At 61.5% G+C, this 16,184-nt stretch carries 11 protein-coding genes and 1 pseudogene; 9 read left to right on the top strand and 3 right to left on the bottom strand.

Annotated elements, in window-relative coordinates:
* The first annotated feature begins 123 nt into the window (after positions 1–123).
* The 5 genes and pseudogenes from AB0O58_RS01480 (at position 124) to AB0O58_RS01460 (ending at position 6,432) form a co-directional block, all read left to right on the top strand.
* A pseudogene (locus AB0O58_RS01480) lies at positions 124–1,770 on the top strand (Mu transposase C-terminal domain-containing protein).
* Between the two features lie 4 nt (positions 1,771–1,774).
* Complete coding sequence (locus AB0O58_RS01475) at positions 1,775–2,713, top strand: TniB family NTP-binding protein (RefSeq protein ID WP_032399436.1); 939 nt, start codon at positions 1,775–1,777, stop codon at positions 2,711–2,713.
* 24 nt (positions 2,714–2,737) lie between these two features.
* Positions 2,738–3,946: a TniQ family protein gene (locus AB0O58_RS01470; RefSeq protein WP_306303498.1), complete on the top strand. Its 1,209-nt coding sequence runs from the start codon at positions 2,738–2,740 to the stop codon at positions 3,944–3,946.
* Between the two features lie 207 nt (positions 3,947–4,153).
* Complete coding sequence (locus tag AB0O58_RS01465) at positions 4,154–5,320, top strand: site-specific integrase (protein WP_027498272.1); 1,167 nt, start codon at positions 4,154–4,156, stop codon at positions 5,318–5,320.
* Positions 5,321–5,688: 368 nt separating this feature from the next.
* Entirely contained in the window at positions 5,689–6,432 is a 744-nt protein-coding gene (locus tag AB0O58_RS01460; protein WP_228139277.1) for a recombinase, read from the top strand.
* 135 nt (positions 6,433–6,567) lie between these two features.
* Here the strand turns inward: AB0O58_RS01460 and AB0O58_RS01455 are convergent, their stop codons facing one another.
* From AB0O58_RS01455 to AB0O58_RS01445, 3 genes are all read right to left on the bottom strand, one after another.
* Complete coding sequence (locus AB0O58_RS01455; protein WP_027498270.1) at positions 6,568–7,593, bottom strand: AraC family transcriptional regulator; 1,026 nt, start codon at positions 7,591–7,593, stop codon at positions 6,568–6,570.
* Between the two features lie 199 nt (positions 7,594–7,792).
* Complete coding sequence (locus AB0O58_RS01450; protein ID WP_045840684.1) at positions 7,793–8,455, bottom strand: TetR family transcriptional regulator; 663 nt, start codon at positions 8,453–8,455, stop codon at positions 7,793–7,795.
* Between the two features lie 1,113 nt (positions 8,456–9,568).
* Positions 9,569–10,822, bottom strand: coding sequence for a helix-turn-helix domain-containing protein (locus AB0O58_RS01445; RefSeq protein ID WP_032375589.1), 1,254 nt, complete (start codon positions 10,820–10,822; stop codon positions 9,569–9,571).
* A gap of 430 nt (positions 10,823–11,252) precedes the next feature.
* Between AB0O58_RS01445 and AB0O58_RS01440 the strand changes: the two genes are divergently transcribed.
* From AB0O58_RS01440 to AB0O58_RS01425, 4 genes are all read left to right on the top strand, one after another.
* Positions 11,253–13,004: a GMC family oxidoreductase gene (locus AB0O58_RS01440; protein ID WP_032375590.1), complete on the top strand. Its 1,752-nt coding sequence runs from the start codon at positions 11,253–11,255 to the stop codon at positions 13,002–13,004.
* Between the two features lie 225 nt (positions 13,005–13,229).
* A complete protein-coding gene (locus tag AB0O58_RS01435) occupies positions 13,230–13,550 on the top strand; it encodes a 2Fe-2S iron-sulfur cluster-binding protein (RefSeq protein WP_027498266.1) in 321 nt (106 codons plus the stop codon).
* Between the two features lie 24 nt (positions 13,551–13,574).
* Entirely contained in the window at positions 13,575–14,963 is a 1,389-nt protein-coding gene (locus AB0O58_RS01430; RefSeq protein WP_027498265.1) for a cytochrome P450, read from the top strand.
* Entirely contained in the window at positions 14,960–16,168 is a 1,209-nt protein-coding gene (locus tag AB0O58_RS01425) for an FAD-dependent oxidoreductase (RefSeq protein ID WP_027498264.1), read from the top strand. Before AB0O58_RS01430 ends, AB0O58_RS01425 begins: the two co-directional genes overlap by 4 nt.
* Positions 16,169–16,184 lie beyond the last annotated feature (16 nt).

Genomic DNA, 16,184 nt, shown 5'->3' with positions numbered 1-16,184 from the left:
GGTGAGTGCACGTGTCTTCTGACATTCTGATGTCAGAAGTGCGGTGCACGGTCGCACGTTCGGCTCTCGGTGACAGGGAGGCTTGTGGTGGACCCCGACAAGCTCGACGTCGTGGAGACCGGTGTGCTGACAGCGTCGGGGGAGCGGTGGTCCCAGGCCGAGGCCCGTTTCGCTGTCCTGGCTCCCTTGCTGGAGATGCATTCGGTGCGTTCGGAAGCGGTCGACGATGCCGCGCAACGGTTGGGATTGTCCAGGCGGCAGGTCTACACGTTGGTCGGCAGGCTCAGGAACGGGACGGGGACAGTCACCGATCTTCTGACGAAGGTCTCGTCGGGAGGGCGTGGCCGCAGCCGAGTAGCGGCTGAGGTCGAGGAAGTGATCGGCGATCATCTCACCCGCTATTTTCTTCACCGCCAGAAGCTGAGTGTCGCTGCGCTGCACCGACGTATAGCACTGGCGTGTCATCGCGCGGGTTTGCCGGTGCCGGCCAGAAATACCGTCACTGCGCGTATCGCCGCGCTCCCTCCGGCATCGGTGGCCAGGTCAGGCGGAGGACCCGATGCCGCCCGCCCACGTCAGTCCGCCGGCGACGTTCCACCGACGGTTTCGGGGATTCTCGATCAGGTCCAGATCGACCACACCGTCGTCGATCTGATGGTCGTTGATGAGTAAGAGCGGTAACCGATCGGCCGCCCCTACCTGACGATCGCCGTTGATGTCTTCAGCCGTTCCGTACTCGGGTTCGTCGTCACTCTGGAGCCGCCGTCGTCGATATCGGTCGGGTTGTGCCTGGGCCGCGTGTGCTGCGGGAAGCAGACGTGGCTGGAGGCATGCGAGCTGGCGGAGCAGGTGCAGTGGCCGATGGCGGGGAAGCCGAAGCAGTTGTATCTCGACAACGCCTCCGAGTTCAAAAGCGAAGCGCTGCGCCGCGGATGCGCCCAGCACGCCATCACCCTCGAGTACCGTCCTCCGGGCCGACCGCACTACGGCGGGATCGTCGAACGCATCATCGGAACGGCGATGACGGCGGTGCACGAGCTGCCTGGGACCACCTTCTCGAACCCAGCGGACCGAGGAAGTTACGACTCGGACAAGCACGCGGCGTTGACATTGCGTGAGTTGGAGCGTTGGCTGGTCCTGGCTATAGCCTCGTATCACGCGAGCGTTCACGCAGGGATCGGGAACACTCCGGCCGCCGTGTGGGCCGGTGGGGTCGCCGCAGTTGGTCATGCCCCTCGTGTGGTGCTCGGCGAAACCGCGTTCTTGGTGGACTTTCTTCCCGTCATCCGGCGACGTCTGACGCGCACGGGCTTCGTTCTCGATCACGTGCACTACTTCTCGAACGCGCTCAAACCGTGGGTTGCGCGGCGAGAGGATTTGGGGCGGTTCGTGATACGACGTGACCCACGCGATTTGAGCAGAATCTGGGTCCTCGAACCAGACGGTGCCGGCTATGTCGAGGTGCCGTACCGGACGATGTCACATCCCGCGGTGACACTGTGGGAGCACAGAGCTGCTATCGCCCGTCTCCGCGAACAAGGTCGGTCGAACGTCGATGAGAGCGCACTGTTTTCGATGATCGAGCAGATGCGCGAGGTCACCGACCGCTCGCAGAAAGCCACCCGCAAAGCCCGGCGCAACCGTGCCCGCCGCACGCATCTCACCGGCGCCGCCGCGTGTGCACCGATCCCGGCGATCCACCCGCCGGTGGAGCCTCGAGCGGACGGCGGCACCGCAACGCCGGTCTTCAGCGACATCGAGGAATGGTGACGCGATGACCTCATCGACAGGAAGCAGCGACGAACCCACCGAGTCGTCCAGCGAGGATTTGGGGCACCTTCGGGAGTCGGTTCGACCGCTCACCGCACTCGACGACGCGGACCGGATCCGGTCGATCCGGTCGGAGAGGTGGATCGGGCATCCGCAGGCCCGTACGGTCATCGACCATCTGGAGTCGTTGCTGTCGTGGCCGGACCGACAGCGTATGCCGAACTTACTGTTGCTCGGTCCGACGAACAACGGCAAGTCGATGATCATCGAAAAGTTCCGGCGCACTCATCCGCCGATCAGCTTGTCCGACCGCGAGCAGACACCGGTGTTGTGCATGCAGATGCCCCCGGACCCGTCACCCGGCCGGTTCTACCTCGCACTGCTCACAGCGTTGGGAACACCGACCAGGCCCCGCAATCGGGTCCACGAACTCGAACAGCAAGCATTGATGCTGCTCCGCGCCACCGGCGTACGGATGTTGATCATCGACGAGCTCCACAATGTTCTCGCCGGCCGCGACAACGTCCGCCGCGAATTCTTGAACGTGCTGCGGTTCCTGGGCAACGAACTACGCATTCCTCTTGTCGCTGTCGGAACCCGCGACGCCTACCTCGCCATCCGAACCGATCCCCAGCTGGAGAACCGATTCCACCCCATGACTTTGCCTGTCTGGACCAACACTGCCGACACCAGATCACTGCTGGCCAGCTTCACCACGAGCTTCCCCCTCCGCAAACCCTCGCACCTGACATCACCGGAGATGACCGACTACCTCCTCACTCGCTCCGAGGGCACCATCGGTGAACTGACAACGCTGCTCACTGCCGCCGCAGTGACCGCCGTCGACAGCGGAGAGGAAGCGATCACCTCATCGGTGCTCACACGCACTCCGTACGTCGGTCCCACGGAGCGACGCCGCCAGTTCGAGCGCCACCTCGCGTGAACGCGCGGCTCGCTGCGATGCCCGATGATGCGTACGTTCGCCCGTGGCCGCTGCACCCGCCGCCACTGCCAGGGGAGGTCCTCTCGTCCTGGTTGGCCCGGATATGCGAGCTGTATCCGCACATCAAGCCTTCTGACCCTGCTAGCAGACCTCGATATCGATTGTGCTGTCGAGGATCTCGACCGCTACACACCGGAGCCGATACTTATCGAGCTGGCCGGTCGCGGCGCAGTCCCGGTAGAGAGGGTGCGGATGATGACGTTGGCGGGGTGGACACCGTGGTTGCTCGACAGCACCGACCCCGCCGACTGCGACTTCGACACCTACGTCCACCAATTCTCGATCCTGCTACCGGCCGACCTCGCGAGGCAGGATCGACGACGTCGCACACCCACGAGCGAGGCATGGTTGCCGTGGGCGAGCACTCCGCGCAGTCGGGCATGCCCGGCATGTATCGACAGCCTCGAATCCACTGCTGATATCAACATGACTCTGCTGCATCAATATCCGGTGCTGAGCAGCTGCCTCGACCACCGTTGTCGACTCGAACCCTGCTCTGCTTTCCCTGGTCATGCGATCTTCTGGGATCAGGTCCGGTTCGGTTCGGACGAACGGGTCTCGCCCGTTCCGGTTCCCTCAGCGGTCACGGACCTCGATCGGCGCAGTACCGAGGCTCTGACGACGGGATGGGTGGAGCTCGGCCCGGGCCGGGTACATGCCGCTGTGTGGTTCCGGCTTCTGCGCACCGTCGTCGACGAAGTGTCCTCGCCGCTGGTTCGCACCGGACGGTGGGCGACGAGGCTCGTTGCGATCTGGAGGGCCGCCGGTCGTTCTCGCCCGTTGCGGACAGCGTGGGTTCCGTTCGAGGACCTGCACTGGGACGAGCAGGCGAAAGTTCTCGAGGCTGCAGCGATCGGCATTGCGATGGTCGAGAGCGGTGAGATCGATGCCGGCGGTGCGCACGCATCTCTGCTGCGCCCACGACCCTACGAGCCGGTCGATCCCGGGACAGCTCCGACGCGCTCGTCTTATCCCGCACCCGAGGGCGATCTGTGGGCTGACGCGCACGCTGCGGCCGAGGCCGCCATCGCGGCGGCGCGCGTCGATCCTGCATCCGCCAGTTCGTTGTACAACTTCCTGCGCTGGGGGTGGTGCCGCACCGCGGCGGAGCTGGATGAGACGGTGCAACTGTTCCTCGACCACGGGATCCCGCTGCGCCATCCGCCGACGTAGTTCTCGCCCGATGGAGGGGGGTCGTCCGCGATGCACGCGCGGCGACAGCCGAGAAGCGCCGTTTTCGCGGCGGGGTCATAGTCACCAACGTTATTTGTGCGGTGACCGACGAGAATTTTCCTTCCCGCACCGTAGACCCGCAAACCGCCAGCTGAGCGTGGTTTCGAATCCAGAAATGTGTCGGAGCTGCCCGATACAGTCCACCCCATGACAGAACGCCAGCCAGCAGCCGGCTCGAACGCTGTCCCAGCTGTCGTGTCGGGTGGCGCTGCGGTGTTTCCGGACCTGACACCCGAGGTTGCCGCTCGGATCGAGCGGTCGATGGCTGCATCGCGGTCCGCCGGTACCCGCCGGGCTTACAGCTCGGCGTGGCGACGCTTCGAAACCTGGTGCATCGTCCTCGGGCACCAGGCTTTGCCGGCGCATCCCGCAACGGTGGCGGCGTACCTCGTCGGCGCCGCCGACACGCTCACCGTCGACGGGACGCGGGCGTATGCGCCGTCGACGTTCGACAAATGGATCGCGGCGGTCGCGGACCGCCACCGCGCTACTGGACACGACAACCCGTGCGGGCACGAGATGGTCCGCGCCACCCTCTCGGGTATCCGGCGGGATTACGCGTCTGCGGGGGAGCGGCCCCGCAGACCCCGTGCCCCGCTCCTCACCGCTGACATCACTACGATCGTCGACCACGCCCGACGCACTGCAGCGGGCTGGGCGTCGGAGGTCCTCGAACGCCGCGACACCGCGCTACTGCTGATGGGCTACACCGGCGCATTCCGCCGCAGCGAACTCGTAGCGCTCGAATGCCGCGATGTCCACCGCGACCGCCTCGATGGTGCGCATGTACGTATCCGGAAGTCGAAGACCGACCAGGACGGCACCGGAACCGTGAAAGCACTCCCGTTCACCGCCCGCCACGAGTCATGCCCGGTCTGCGCGTGGGTGCGATGGCTGCAGATCGTCGCAGCGTTCGACACCGGCGGCAGAGTTGCCGTCATCCGAATACTCTCCCGCGCAGTGGAATTCGACTCCCATATTTGTCGCGGCACCCTTCCTGTGGTCGAGAAACGGTCCCCTCTGTTTCGGTCCGTCCGCAAGAACGGCAACCTCTCCGACACAGCCCTGTCCGGAGCCGCGGTGCACGCGGCGATCCGCCGCCGCGCTACTCGAGCTGGATACGACCCCGTCACCGTCGCTCAGCTCGGCGGGCATTCCCTCCGTTCCGGCTTCGTCATGCAAGCCTTCCGCAACGGAGCTGACGCGCACGCCATCATGCGCCAAACCGGGCACACCACACCCGCAATGGTCGAAACATACGCTCACGAGAATGCGCCACTGATCGGCAACGCCGTCACCGAGCTCGGCTTATGACCAGGCACCCGACCGAGCCAGTGACCGGCGACGGGACGACCGGGGCAGATGCTGACCACGACGACCGCCCTTGTCCGATACGACCAGCGGACATCACGAACACGTCGATACCGAGGCGGGATCGGCACACGTGGTCACTGTTCGAGGACTGGTGCACCGCCCATGGCGAACCCTCACTGGCGGCCTCTCCGGAGTCGCTTGCTCGGTTTCTTCACGCGCACCCCGCCGCGCCGACGACCCAACGCCGTCGGATCGCGGTGATCGACATCGCTCATCATCGGCATCTATTACCTCCTCCGGGGTGTGCTGAGATCGTTCGGGCTGCGCTGGACGTGGCGCGTACGTCGCGCCTGCAAGAGGTGGCAGCCGTGATCGGCGGAATCATCGCGCGGCTTCCCGAATACGGTTGGCCGTCAGCGTTGTTCGCACGCAGAGACGTACTGATCCTCACGCTCGCTACGACAGGTCTGCCGTACACGCAGATCGCGGCCCTGCGGGCATGCGATGTCACCGCCGATGCCTGTCTCGACGCCCTTCGCGTCGAGGCAGGCCGCGGCGTCCGCACTGTCACTTCCCTCGCGCTGGCGGGGACGGGCATTTCTCCGCGCACGGTGTACCAGCGCTGGTGTGAGGTACTCGGCCATCGGACCCGGTATCCGAGCACCCGAATGCTCGCCGACGCTCTCGATGCCGTGGACGGCACCGGGCTCGGCGGATACGACCGGTATTTCGACCCGGCCGGGAAACAGCCGCTGTCGATTCCTATCGACCGGTGGGGCCACACCCCGTTGGCTGCGACCCCGCTGACCGCCCGTGCGGTCGCGGGCATCGTGCGAATGCACCTGGACGGACGGGCACCCACCCACCTGCAGCCCACTGCGCGGTCACAACATCCGGAGCAGATCGCGGCACCGGATCCAGTACCGCGGGTCCTGCTCGACCCCGGCTACTACGAACGCGGAACGCTTGCGCGTAGACACGCCCACGGTCTTCTCGACGGCGTGGACTCCGTCCTCGCCGATGTCGAAACCCGCGCGGACAGCCTGTTGGAAGCACTCGTCGACTTTCTCGAATCGGAGACCGCACGCGTACCGGCCGACACCGTCGAGTGACAAGTGGTTCGTACTCGGGTCTGCACACACTCTTCTTCTCACGGCAGGGAGGCGGTGACGTCTCCGAAATCTCCGAGACGAAGATCGACCAGGCCGCGAACGAACGATGCATCGATCTGACCCCGTCTGTGTGGTCTACGTCGAATCCGGGTCGTCCGAGAGTCGTGGGTTTCGGAAATCTCTCGGAGAGCGCCCGGTCCAGCGTTTGAAGGCATGAGAGAAGTTGGCGAGGTCGCTGTATCCGAGTTCAGAAGCGATCTCGCTGACCGAAACCGAGCGATCGAGGAGCCGTAGCATCGCGCGTTCGTACAGCAGCGATTGGCGCACCTTTCTGTAGGTGGTTCCTTCTTCGGCAAGCCGCCGTTTCAACGTGCTGCTGGACATCGACAATGCTTGTGCAACATCATGGTTGGTTCGCTGTCCGAGGTCCTTTTCCAACAGTTGCCTCACCTTCTCGGCGGATGACATGGACCCACTCCGATGGGCGAGTGTCCGCTGCAGATCAGCGATAGCGAGACGATATGCGAGAGGGTCCGAGAACCGACAAGCCTTGTTTAGTGTGTCCTCGGGTACGTGGACGAAGGAAATCGGAGCGTCGAAGAACCGGCGATTCGCCGGACCTTTGTCGTGGCTCACCTCGGTCGGCTCCGGCCAGCTCAGATGGAGTGTCACCGGCGATATGTCACCGGCGAGCATGTCCAGCAGTCGTAACAACGCCGACCCGCCGTAGGTGATGACCAAGCAGTCCAGTGCGGAATCGCCTGTGTGCGCAGTGAGCCCGACGATCAGACCGTAGTCGCCAGTGTGGAACTGCGATTTCAACGCCGTGGAGATCAATGGCAGGTATGTCAGGAGATCGACGATCTCGGCGACCGAACCAGCGCTGATCAAAGGTGAACTCAGGGGCCCGAACGATGTCAACTGGGCCTGCTCGGCAAACGCAAATCCGAGTCGAGTGGCCTGGGCGATATCGAGTTCGGGATAGACCTCCCGAAACCACCGTATCGGCGCCTGGACGTCATGCTGAATGAGCGTCGCTTCACTGGTTCCTTCGCGGTGCATGATCGCGCGAAGGCGCGCGGCGGCGTCAGGGTCGAGTGCGCGGCGTTCGAGCAGCTGCACGAACGCAAGCGGTGGCACGCCCTCATCGCTCAGCTTCACGGTGATTCCTTTGACCCGAATTCACAAGTTTATGACTCCACCGAACATAGCCGTCACCCGCGTTTGCGACGACACTTTCGTCAATCACGCCGGAAAACGAGGTGGTGGCAAGCTGGACGGATTCTTGTCCGGAAGTTCGTTTGTCTTGAGAATGGGAATATTGCGTGACACCGACGCTAGCGGCGCTACACCGCTGTCGCTACGGTCGACCGAATCGAGTCGTCTTGCTCAACTCTGGATTGGCTTGAAAATCTTGGAACCCCTCGATGTACGGAGCGAGTAGGTCTGCGATATCGGTGGCGGTCTGGGCTGCGTCAGTCGGGGGCCGTGAGACATACGCCAAGGCCATCTGAACGATGGACGTGCTCAGGATATCGGCTTGGCGTTTCGGGGCTTGCACCCAGCATCGCTGAAATGTGGCAGAGAGGTGATCTGCGGCTCGCTCGACAAGCTGGGTGCTGTGAACAGTAATGAGCCGCAGGAGGTCTGCGGATGCGTCTTCTTCTCGTAGCGATCTGACCAATGGGTCACGTTCGGAGACGGCGAAAAACGCAGCCAAACCTCGGCCGAGCGCCAATCTGATATCACCAACGCAAGTGTAGAGTCCATCGTCCACCACACTGACCAGCTGATCGGTCAGTCGTATCGCGTAGCTCTCCGCCACACCGCGCCGGGACCCGAACTCGTTATAGATGGTCTGTCGAGACAAACCGGCTTCCTTCGCGACCTCGGACATGGTCACGGACTTCCAGCTCTGCCGCAGCAGGAGAGCGCTCAATGCGTCTAACGCGGTCGCACGAAGGAGAGTGCTTGCCGCTGTCCGGTAGCCACCATCAGGGCGCGCAGTGTGGACGGAACTCATGAATAGAAGTCTAGGCGCGTTCGGACATTGGTGGTGGGGGATGATGTCGCTGTCGCCAGCGCGTCGATGCTGCCAGAGATGCGACCAGTGGCGTTATCGGCGGGCGAACGAACCAGGCGCAGCGGTGAGCCGAACACCTACGAAGAACTCATCTGTTCTTTCGGTAGGTTTCCCGAGCGGCGTACAGCGAACGCAGAGCATGCAACTCGGCACAACTGCCGGCGTGTGGCGTCAGAAAAGCTCTCCATTGCAGAGGTCGGCTACGCACACCCCTCGTCTGCGTAGCTCGACCTACATCTGGCTGGTTTTCACGTCGCGAATATTTCGGCGTTCGATCAGACTCGCGCACCCATGGTAAGTCAACGAAATCCACGCGGGTGCCAACATGAACAGTAGGAGCGGTGTCAATGTGAAGAATACAAAATCCAGCACGATACCTCGATTTCCACTGCATTCATGGAGGCCTGAAGAAGCCGTCGTCGTGGTGTCGATCGTACTGGATCGGCACCGTTCTGTGATATGTCCAAGTTGGCCAAAGTCGCAAGGAGTCCTTGTTCTTTATGCACAACTCATCCTTCCCTCTTTGACACATGAGGAATGGCTATCGTACAACTAGGTCGTATCGAGTTCGCTCCCGTACTTAAAGGAATCAACCTTGAATCGAGCATTGGACCGTCTCGCAGTTCGTGGTCGGGTGCTGGTCACACCCTGCCAGGGGGAGCCCGAACTGTGGGACTACGAATCCGATCCACCCTACGAGACGGTTGCTCAGCGAGCTGCGCGTCATAAAACTGCAGCGGACTCTTGCATGAAATGTCATATACTGACCGACTGCGAGCAGTATCTTGCTACTGATCCTTCGCCAGTCGGAGTGTGGGCCGGTCGAATCTTGGAGACGTCCGAAGGATCTGTCGAATCAAATGCGGCGAACATTGCGACAAGTGAAGGAATCGAGGGCAAAGAAATGGATATCAATGACCGAATCAAGTCGCTTTCACCGAATGCGGCATTCGATATTCTGATAGCAACAATCGTGAATCAGCATGGCAATGGAGTCTGACGAACGTGGCGCTGGAAACCTGGAAGGTTTGAGCCGGGTCGCAGCCACCCTGCTCAAACCGTCAACCGTGCGTCTACTGAGCCGAGCGGTATGGGTAATTTGAGTACTGTGCTGGGTGTCCACCACGCGGCATCCAGCGCAATCCTGAGGTTCATGAGGATGCTGGCATCGTCCAGCTTGCAACCGCACTCTTTCGCTGCTTGTCGGATGCGGTATTTGACCGTGTTGCGATGGATCGTCATGTCGTGAGCGGTCGCGGTAACGCTACAGTTGTTTGCCAGGTAGACTCGCAAGGTCTCGCGGAGCCAGCGGTTCCGCGCACTGTCCAGAAGCAAGCCTCCGAGTGAGTCTTCCGCTAGATCCCTTAGGCTTTCCGGATCTTCGAGCAGAAGAGTGATGGCTGCAACTTCCTCGAAAGTTACCACCGGACTGATATCGACCTTGCCGTCCGAAACCACGCGGGCCGCGCGCTCTGCCTGCCTGGCTGTCTTCCGAAAACCATTTTCACCACTCTGCACGGTTCCAATTGCTGCTCGAATTCGGCCGTACTTCTGAAGAACGTCTGTAACGCTTTCAAGGCAAATCCTTCCGGCGTGAATTATCGGAAACCAAACCAGGGATCGGGCATCGCCTTTACTGTTGACTTGCGGTCGACCGATCGTACCGAGTCTGACGTTAACGGTATCTACGAGCTGGTGCCAGGACTTGCTCGGGAATGGTTCCCGGTCATTCGTCCAAAACTCAATGGCAATATGGTTTCCTGTGAGATTGTAATATGAATCGATTTTGTATGCGTCCAAAGGATCTGTGCATGATGGCGACATTGCGCGTTCGAGTTCCGTGTTTACAGAACTATTTTCTTCACGTATCTTCGATTTCTCCGCTTCGTATTCTGAACATGCGTCCTGACACACGCGGTCTATGAAGACGGCAGACCTGCTGACCAGATGCGCAAGTTGATTCGCGGCCAACGTGTGCGTAGCTCGCGAGAGCGAGAACAGGACATGCTCAAGAAATCTCGATTGGCCCAGGTGATAAGCGCGGGCGAGCGCCGTCAGCGGGACATGCGTGTGTGCGAGAACGCGAGCATGGCACAGGGCGGCATGCGGAGCTCGCAAGTTGTCGTGCTCAGTCCTGTCGGCCAGGAAGTCGATAGCCGCATTGATGTTGGCTTTCACGCTGGTGTGTAGAAGTCCGGTTGCGTCTGCATTGCCGTTCATTTCATGGATTGATGCACTTATGAATGAAGAGATATTCTCGGTCAACTCTGCCTTCCTGTCCTCCATCTCGTCCACAAGTGTTTCCATCAAATGAGTCGATACCATTTTAGTGTCATACCTACCCTGGTAGTTCAATTCTGGAGCGGCACGCCATTTCGGTGACGATCGCTGCGGATCTAGCTTGTCGATCTCGGGGCTTGCCCCGCCGCCTGTGCACCTCGGCTTCTCGTCAGAGCCCTCCTTGCTGGCTTCTGACGCACCGGCTCCTTTCGGTTCGGCTCGCCGGTGACGGAAGCGTCAGCGGCTTGTGGTTGATGAGCTGCATCACTAGTATCTGTACACGCAGGCTGCATCTGTCAATTAATTGGACAAAAAGCCATCGTCTGTATAGTAGTGTGCCTGTGTAGGCAGGCGGTCGGCTTTGGTCTCACCGTCGAGGGGGCGCACTCTTGCGCTGGGGTCCAGGCCCCTGGGGCGAGGAGCAGTTATCCGGTTTGAAGAACCAGAAGGAGACGCCATGGCGACGCCACCGAGCAGTTCAATCGATTACGACGTTCTGATCGTCGGTTCGGGCTTCGGCGGAAGTGTCACCGCGCTGAGGCTGGTGGAGAAGGGGTACCGCGTTGGGATCCTGGAAGCCGGGCAACGCTTCGAGGACAAGGACTTCGCGAAGAACAGTTGGGATCTCAAGCGTTTCCTGTGGGCACCGAAACTCGGTCTGTACGGCATCCAGCGCGTACACCTGCTGCGCGATTGCCTCATCCTCGCCGGTGCCGGAGTGGGCGGTGGATCGCTGAACTACGCGAACACCCTCTACAAGCCGCAGACACCGTTCTTCGAGGACAAGCAGTGGGCGCACATCACCGACTGGAGCAGTGAGCTCTCGCCGTTCTACGACCAGGCCACCCGCATGCTGGGCGTGGTGCGCAATCCGCACATGACCCCTGCCGACGAGGTGATGAAGTCGGTCGCCGAGGACATGGGCGTCGCCGACACTTTCATTCAGACACCGGTGGGCGTGTTTTTCGGTGACGAGCCCGGCAAGACCGTCCCGGACCCGTACTTCGGCGGCGCAGGCCCCGAGCGCACCGGTTGCATCGAATGTGGTGAGTGCATGACCGGTTGCCGCCACGGAGCCAAGAACACCCTGCTCAAGAACTACCTCGGTCTCGCCGAGCGCGCAGGAGCCGAGATCGTGCCGATGACGACGGTGTCCGGCCTGCGCCCCCGATCCGACGGCACCTGGGATGTCGACACCGAGCGCACCGGCGCTCGGCTCCGCAAGGGCAAGAAGACGTACAGCGCGGCAAATGTCGTTCTGGCAGCCGGTACCTGGGGCACCCAGAATCTGCTGCACAAGATGAAAGACACGGGCGCTCTGCCCAAGCTGTCGGACACACTCGGCGAACTGACGCGTACCAACTCCGAGTCGATCGTCGGAGCGACCAAATACGAGGTGGACCCGTCGATGAATCTCACGCGTGGCGTTGCCATCACGTCCTCGTTCCACCCCAGTCCCAACACCCACATCGAGCCGTGCCGCTACGGCAAGGGTTCGAACGCGATGGGCATGCTGCAGGCCCTGATGACCGACGGCGGAGGAAAGATTCCGCGTTGGCTCAAATTCGTGTTCGCGATGATCGCGCATCCGATTCAGTTCGTCCGCGTCGTCAATGTCCGGCACTGGAGCGAGCGCACCATCATCGCGCTGGTGATGCAGAACCTGGACAACTCGATCACCACGTTCACCAAGCGTGGGCCGTTCGGCCGCACGATCTCCAGCAGGCAGGGCCACGGGGAGCCGAATCCGACGTGGATCCCCGAAGGCAACGACGCCACCCGGCGGATCGCCAAGAAGATCGGCGGCCTCGCGGCCGGTACCTGGGGAGAGCTGTTCAACATTCCGCTCACCGCCCACTTCCTCGGCGGCTGCGCCATCGCCTCGGATTCGGCGCACGGCGTCATCGATCCGTACCACCGCGTCCACGGCTACCCGACGCTGAGCGTGGTGGACGGGGCGGCCGTGTCGGCAAACCTCGGGGTCAATCCGTCGCTGACCATCAGTGCGCAGGCCGAGCGGTCCGCCGCACTGTGGCCGAACAAGGGCGAGCTGGATCTTCGTCCGGCACAGGGGCTTCCGTATCAGCGGCTCGATCCCATCGCCCCCAACTCGCCCGTTGTTCCGGTGGACGCTCCGGGTGGACTGAGATTGCCTATCGTCGAGATCCGAAATGGCCATCTGGTCGCCGGTGAGACGGCTTCGCGGTGAAAGAAGTACTTGGTGAGCGCGCATTTCGAAACAGGAGCCCATCCGCTCGATGCCTTCGTGCGGAGCGCAGAGTTGTCGCACTCCACATCTGGAGTGGACTCAGGTCGGATCTCTGGGGCGAACCGTCTGACCCGAATTCACAAGTTTTTGACTCTACGTAACATGGCCGCCATTCACGTTTGCGGCGACACTGTTATCAATCGCGAAGAAAATTGAGGAGTTGACATGGCAGTTGTAACTTTCGTCGCCCACGATGGTGGGAAGCACGAGGCGGGCTTGGTCGAAGGTCGATCGTTGATGCAGATTGCAACCGACAATGCTGTGCCGGGGATCGATGGAGACTGTGGGGGCGAAACGGCCTGTGGCACCTGCCATGTGATCGTCGACCCGCAGTGGTCAGGAGAGGTGGGTCTGTCCGGTGCCAACGAGGAGGAGATGCTGGCTATGAACCCCGAGCGTGAACCCACGTCTCGGTTGTCGTGCCAGATGGTGGCCTCGGAAGCGTGGGATGGCCTGATCGTTCGAACACCTGAATTCCAATTGTGATGTGTGAAAGGCAGGCACGACAGCATGAAAGTTTCTGAGTCGATCACCGACAAGGTCCAGTCGACCATCCCTATAGGGCTGCAGATCCAGGGCGCTCATCTGTACGACAAGACCCGACGGTGGGTGACTGGCACGAATGGCAAGAAGATCTTCGTCGAAAGTCCCATTCCACCGGTCGAGGATGTCGAGCTCGCCGACATCGACCTCAGTAACCCCTTTCTTTACAGACAAGGGCGGTGGCAGTCGTACTTCGAGCGCGTGCGGAACGAGGCACCGGTTCATTACCAACCCAACAGTCCGTTCGGCCCGTTCTGGTCGGTCACGCGCCATGCCGATATCGTGGCCGTCGACAAGAACCACGCTGTGTTCTCGGCCGAACCGTTCATCGTCATCGGCGTCCCGCCCCGGTTTCTCGATATCGAGATGTTCATCGCGATGGACCCGCCACGCCACGACAAGCAGCGCGCTGCCGTCCAGGGGGTTGTCGCACCGAAGAACCTCCGGGAGATGGAGGGACTGATCCGATCGCGGGTACGGGAGGTATTGGACGACCTCCCCCTGAACGAGCCGTTCGACTGGGTGCAGAATGTCTCGATCGAGTTGACAGCTCGGATGCTCGCAACTCTTCTGGATTTCCCCTACGAACAACGCCGCAAACTCGTCTACTGGTCCGATTTGGCAACCTCGATGGAGCAAGCCAACGGTGGGCCCTCGGACAACGACGAGGTGTTCGAGGGCATGCGTGACATGGCCCGTGGCCTCAGCGCTCTCTGGCATGACAAAGCAGCCAGGAGGTCTGCAGGGGAAGAGTCCGGTTTCGATCTGATCACCATGTTGCAGAGCAACGAGGACACCAAGGATCTGATCGATCGTCCGATGGAATTTCTGGGCAACCTCGTCCTGCTGATCGTCGGTGGGAACGACACGACGCGTAACTCGATGAGCGGTGGCGTTCTTGCGTTGAACCAATTCCCCGACCAGTTCGAGAAATTGAAGGCCAATCCCGATTTGATCCCCAACATGAACTCGGAAATCATCCGATGGCAAACACCCTTGGCGTACATGCGCCGAATTGCCAAAGCCGACACCGTTCTGAACGGACAATTCATCCGCAAGGGTGACAAATTGGTGATGTGGTATGCCTCGGGTAACCGCGACGAACGCGTTTTCGAGAATCCTGATGATTTCATCATCGATCGTGCCAATGCGCGCAATCACATCGCGTTCGGATTCGGTGTACACCGGTGTATGGGCAATCGGCTGGCCGAAATGCAGCTGCGGATTCTGTGGGAGGAGTTGCTTCCCCGCTTCGAGAACATCGAGGTCGTCGGCGACCCCGAGTATGTTCAGTCGAATTTCGTGCGGGGCATCAGCAAGATGATGGTGCGCCTGACGCCTACTTCCAGCGCATGACATCGCAACGGGCGATCATCGTCGGCGCAAGCCATGCTGGGGCACAACTGGCAGCTAGTTTGCGCCAAGAAGGTTGGGCAGGCGAGATCGTCCTCATCGGTAACGAGTCTGCCGCTCCCTATCAACGCCCCCCGCTGTCGAAGGCATACCTGGCGGGCAAATGCGTACTCGACGATATCGCCATTCGCAGCACGGACTTCTACTCCAAGCAAGGTATTCAGCTCCTGAACGCGCAGGTGGAGGCCATCGTTCGGTCGGAAGGCAACGTCGTTCTCGACACCGGGGAGAAGCTGGCCTACGACAAGCTCGCGCTGTGCACGGGAGCCCGCCCTCGTCGGCTCACCGTTCCCGGGGCCGATCTCCACGGGGTCTACTACCTGCGCACCGCAGCGGACGTCGAGAGGATCCGTATGGCCACCGGCCCTGGCCGGCGGGTGGTGATCGTCGGAGGCGGCTACATCGGACTCGAGACAGCGGCATCGCTGCGCGCACTGGGCGTACAGGTCACAGTCCTCGAGGCAACTGGGCGTGTGCTCGAGCGGGTCACTGCTCCCGAGGTATCGACGTTCTTCGAGCGGATACATCGCGAGCAGGGAGTCGACATCAGAACGAACGCGATGGTCGAAGGCCTGTCCGGTGACCGTGAGGTTCGTGAAGTCAGTTTGGCCAGCGGGGAATCGATCCCCGCAGATCTGGTCATCGTCGGTGTCGGCGTCGAGCCGAACACCGACCTCGCCGCCGATGCGGGTCTTGTCATCGACAACGGCATCGTGATCGACGATCACACTCGGACCAACGACCCCGACATCATGGCGGCGGGGGACTGCGCGAGCCACGACATGGCCCGTTACGGCCGTCGACTACGGTTGGAGTCCGTCTCGAGCGCAGGAGAGCAGGCCAAAGTCGCGGCCTCGACCGCCTGCGGGAAGTCCAGAAAAATCGAAGCGTTGCCGTGGTTCTGGTCAGATCAGTATCATTTCAAGCTGCAGATCGCCGGCCTCAACACTGGATACGACGAAGTGGTTCTCAGTGGTGACCCCAGCCGCGACAGTGATTTCAGTTGCTTCTATCTCCAGGCCGGTGAGCTCATTGCCGCCGACTGCATAGGTCGCCCGCGCGAGTTCATGTACAGCAAACGGGTGATCGCCCAGCGACTCCCCGTCCAACGCGAAGACCTGATGCTCGGCGGACTCGCGCGCAACTGACCGATCCTTCGGTCGT

This window comes from Rhodococcus sp. NPDC080181, assembly GCF_040702225.1.
Lineage (GTDB): Bacteria > Actinomycetota > Actinomycetes > Mycobacteriales > Mycobacteriaceae > Rhodococcoides > Rhodococcoides fascians.
This window is presented reverse-complemented; position numbering and strand designations above follow the sequence as displayed.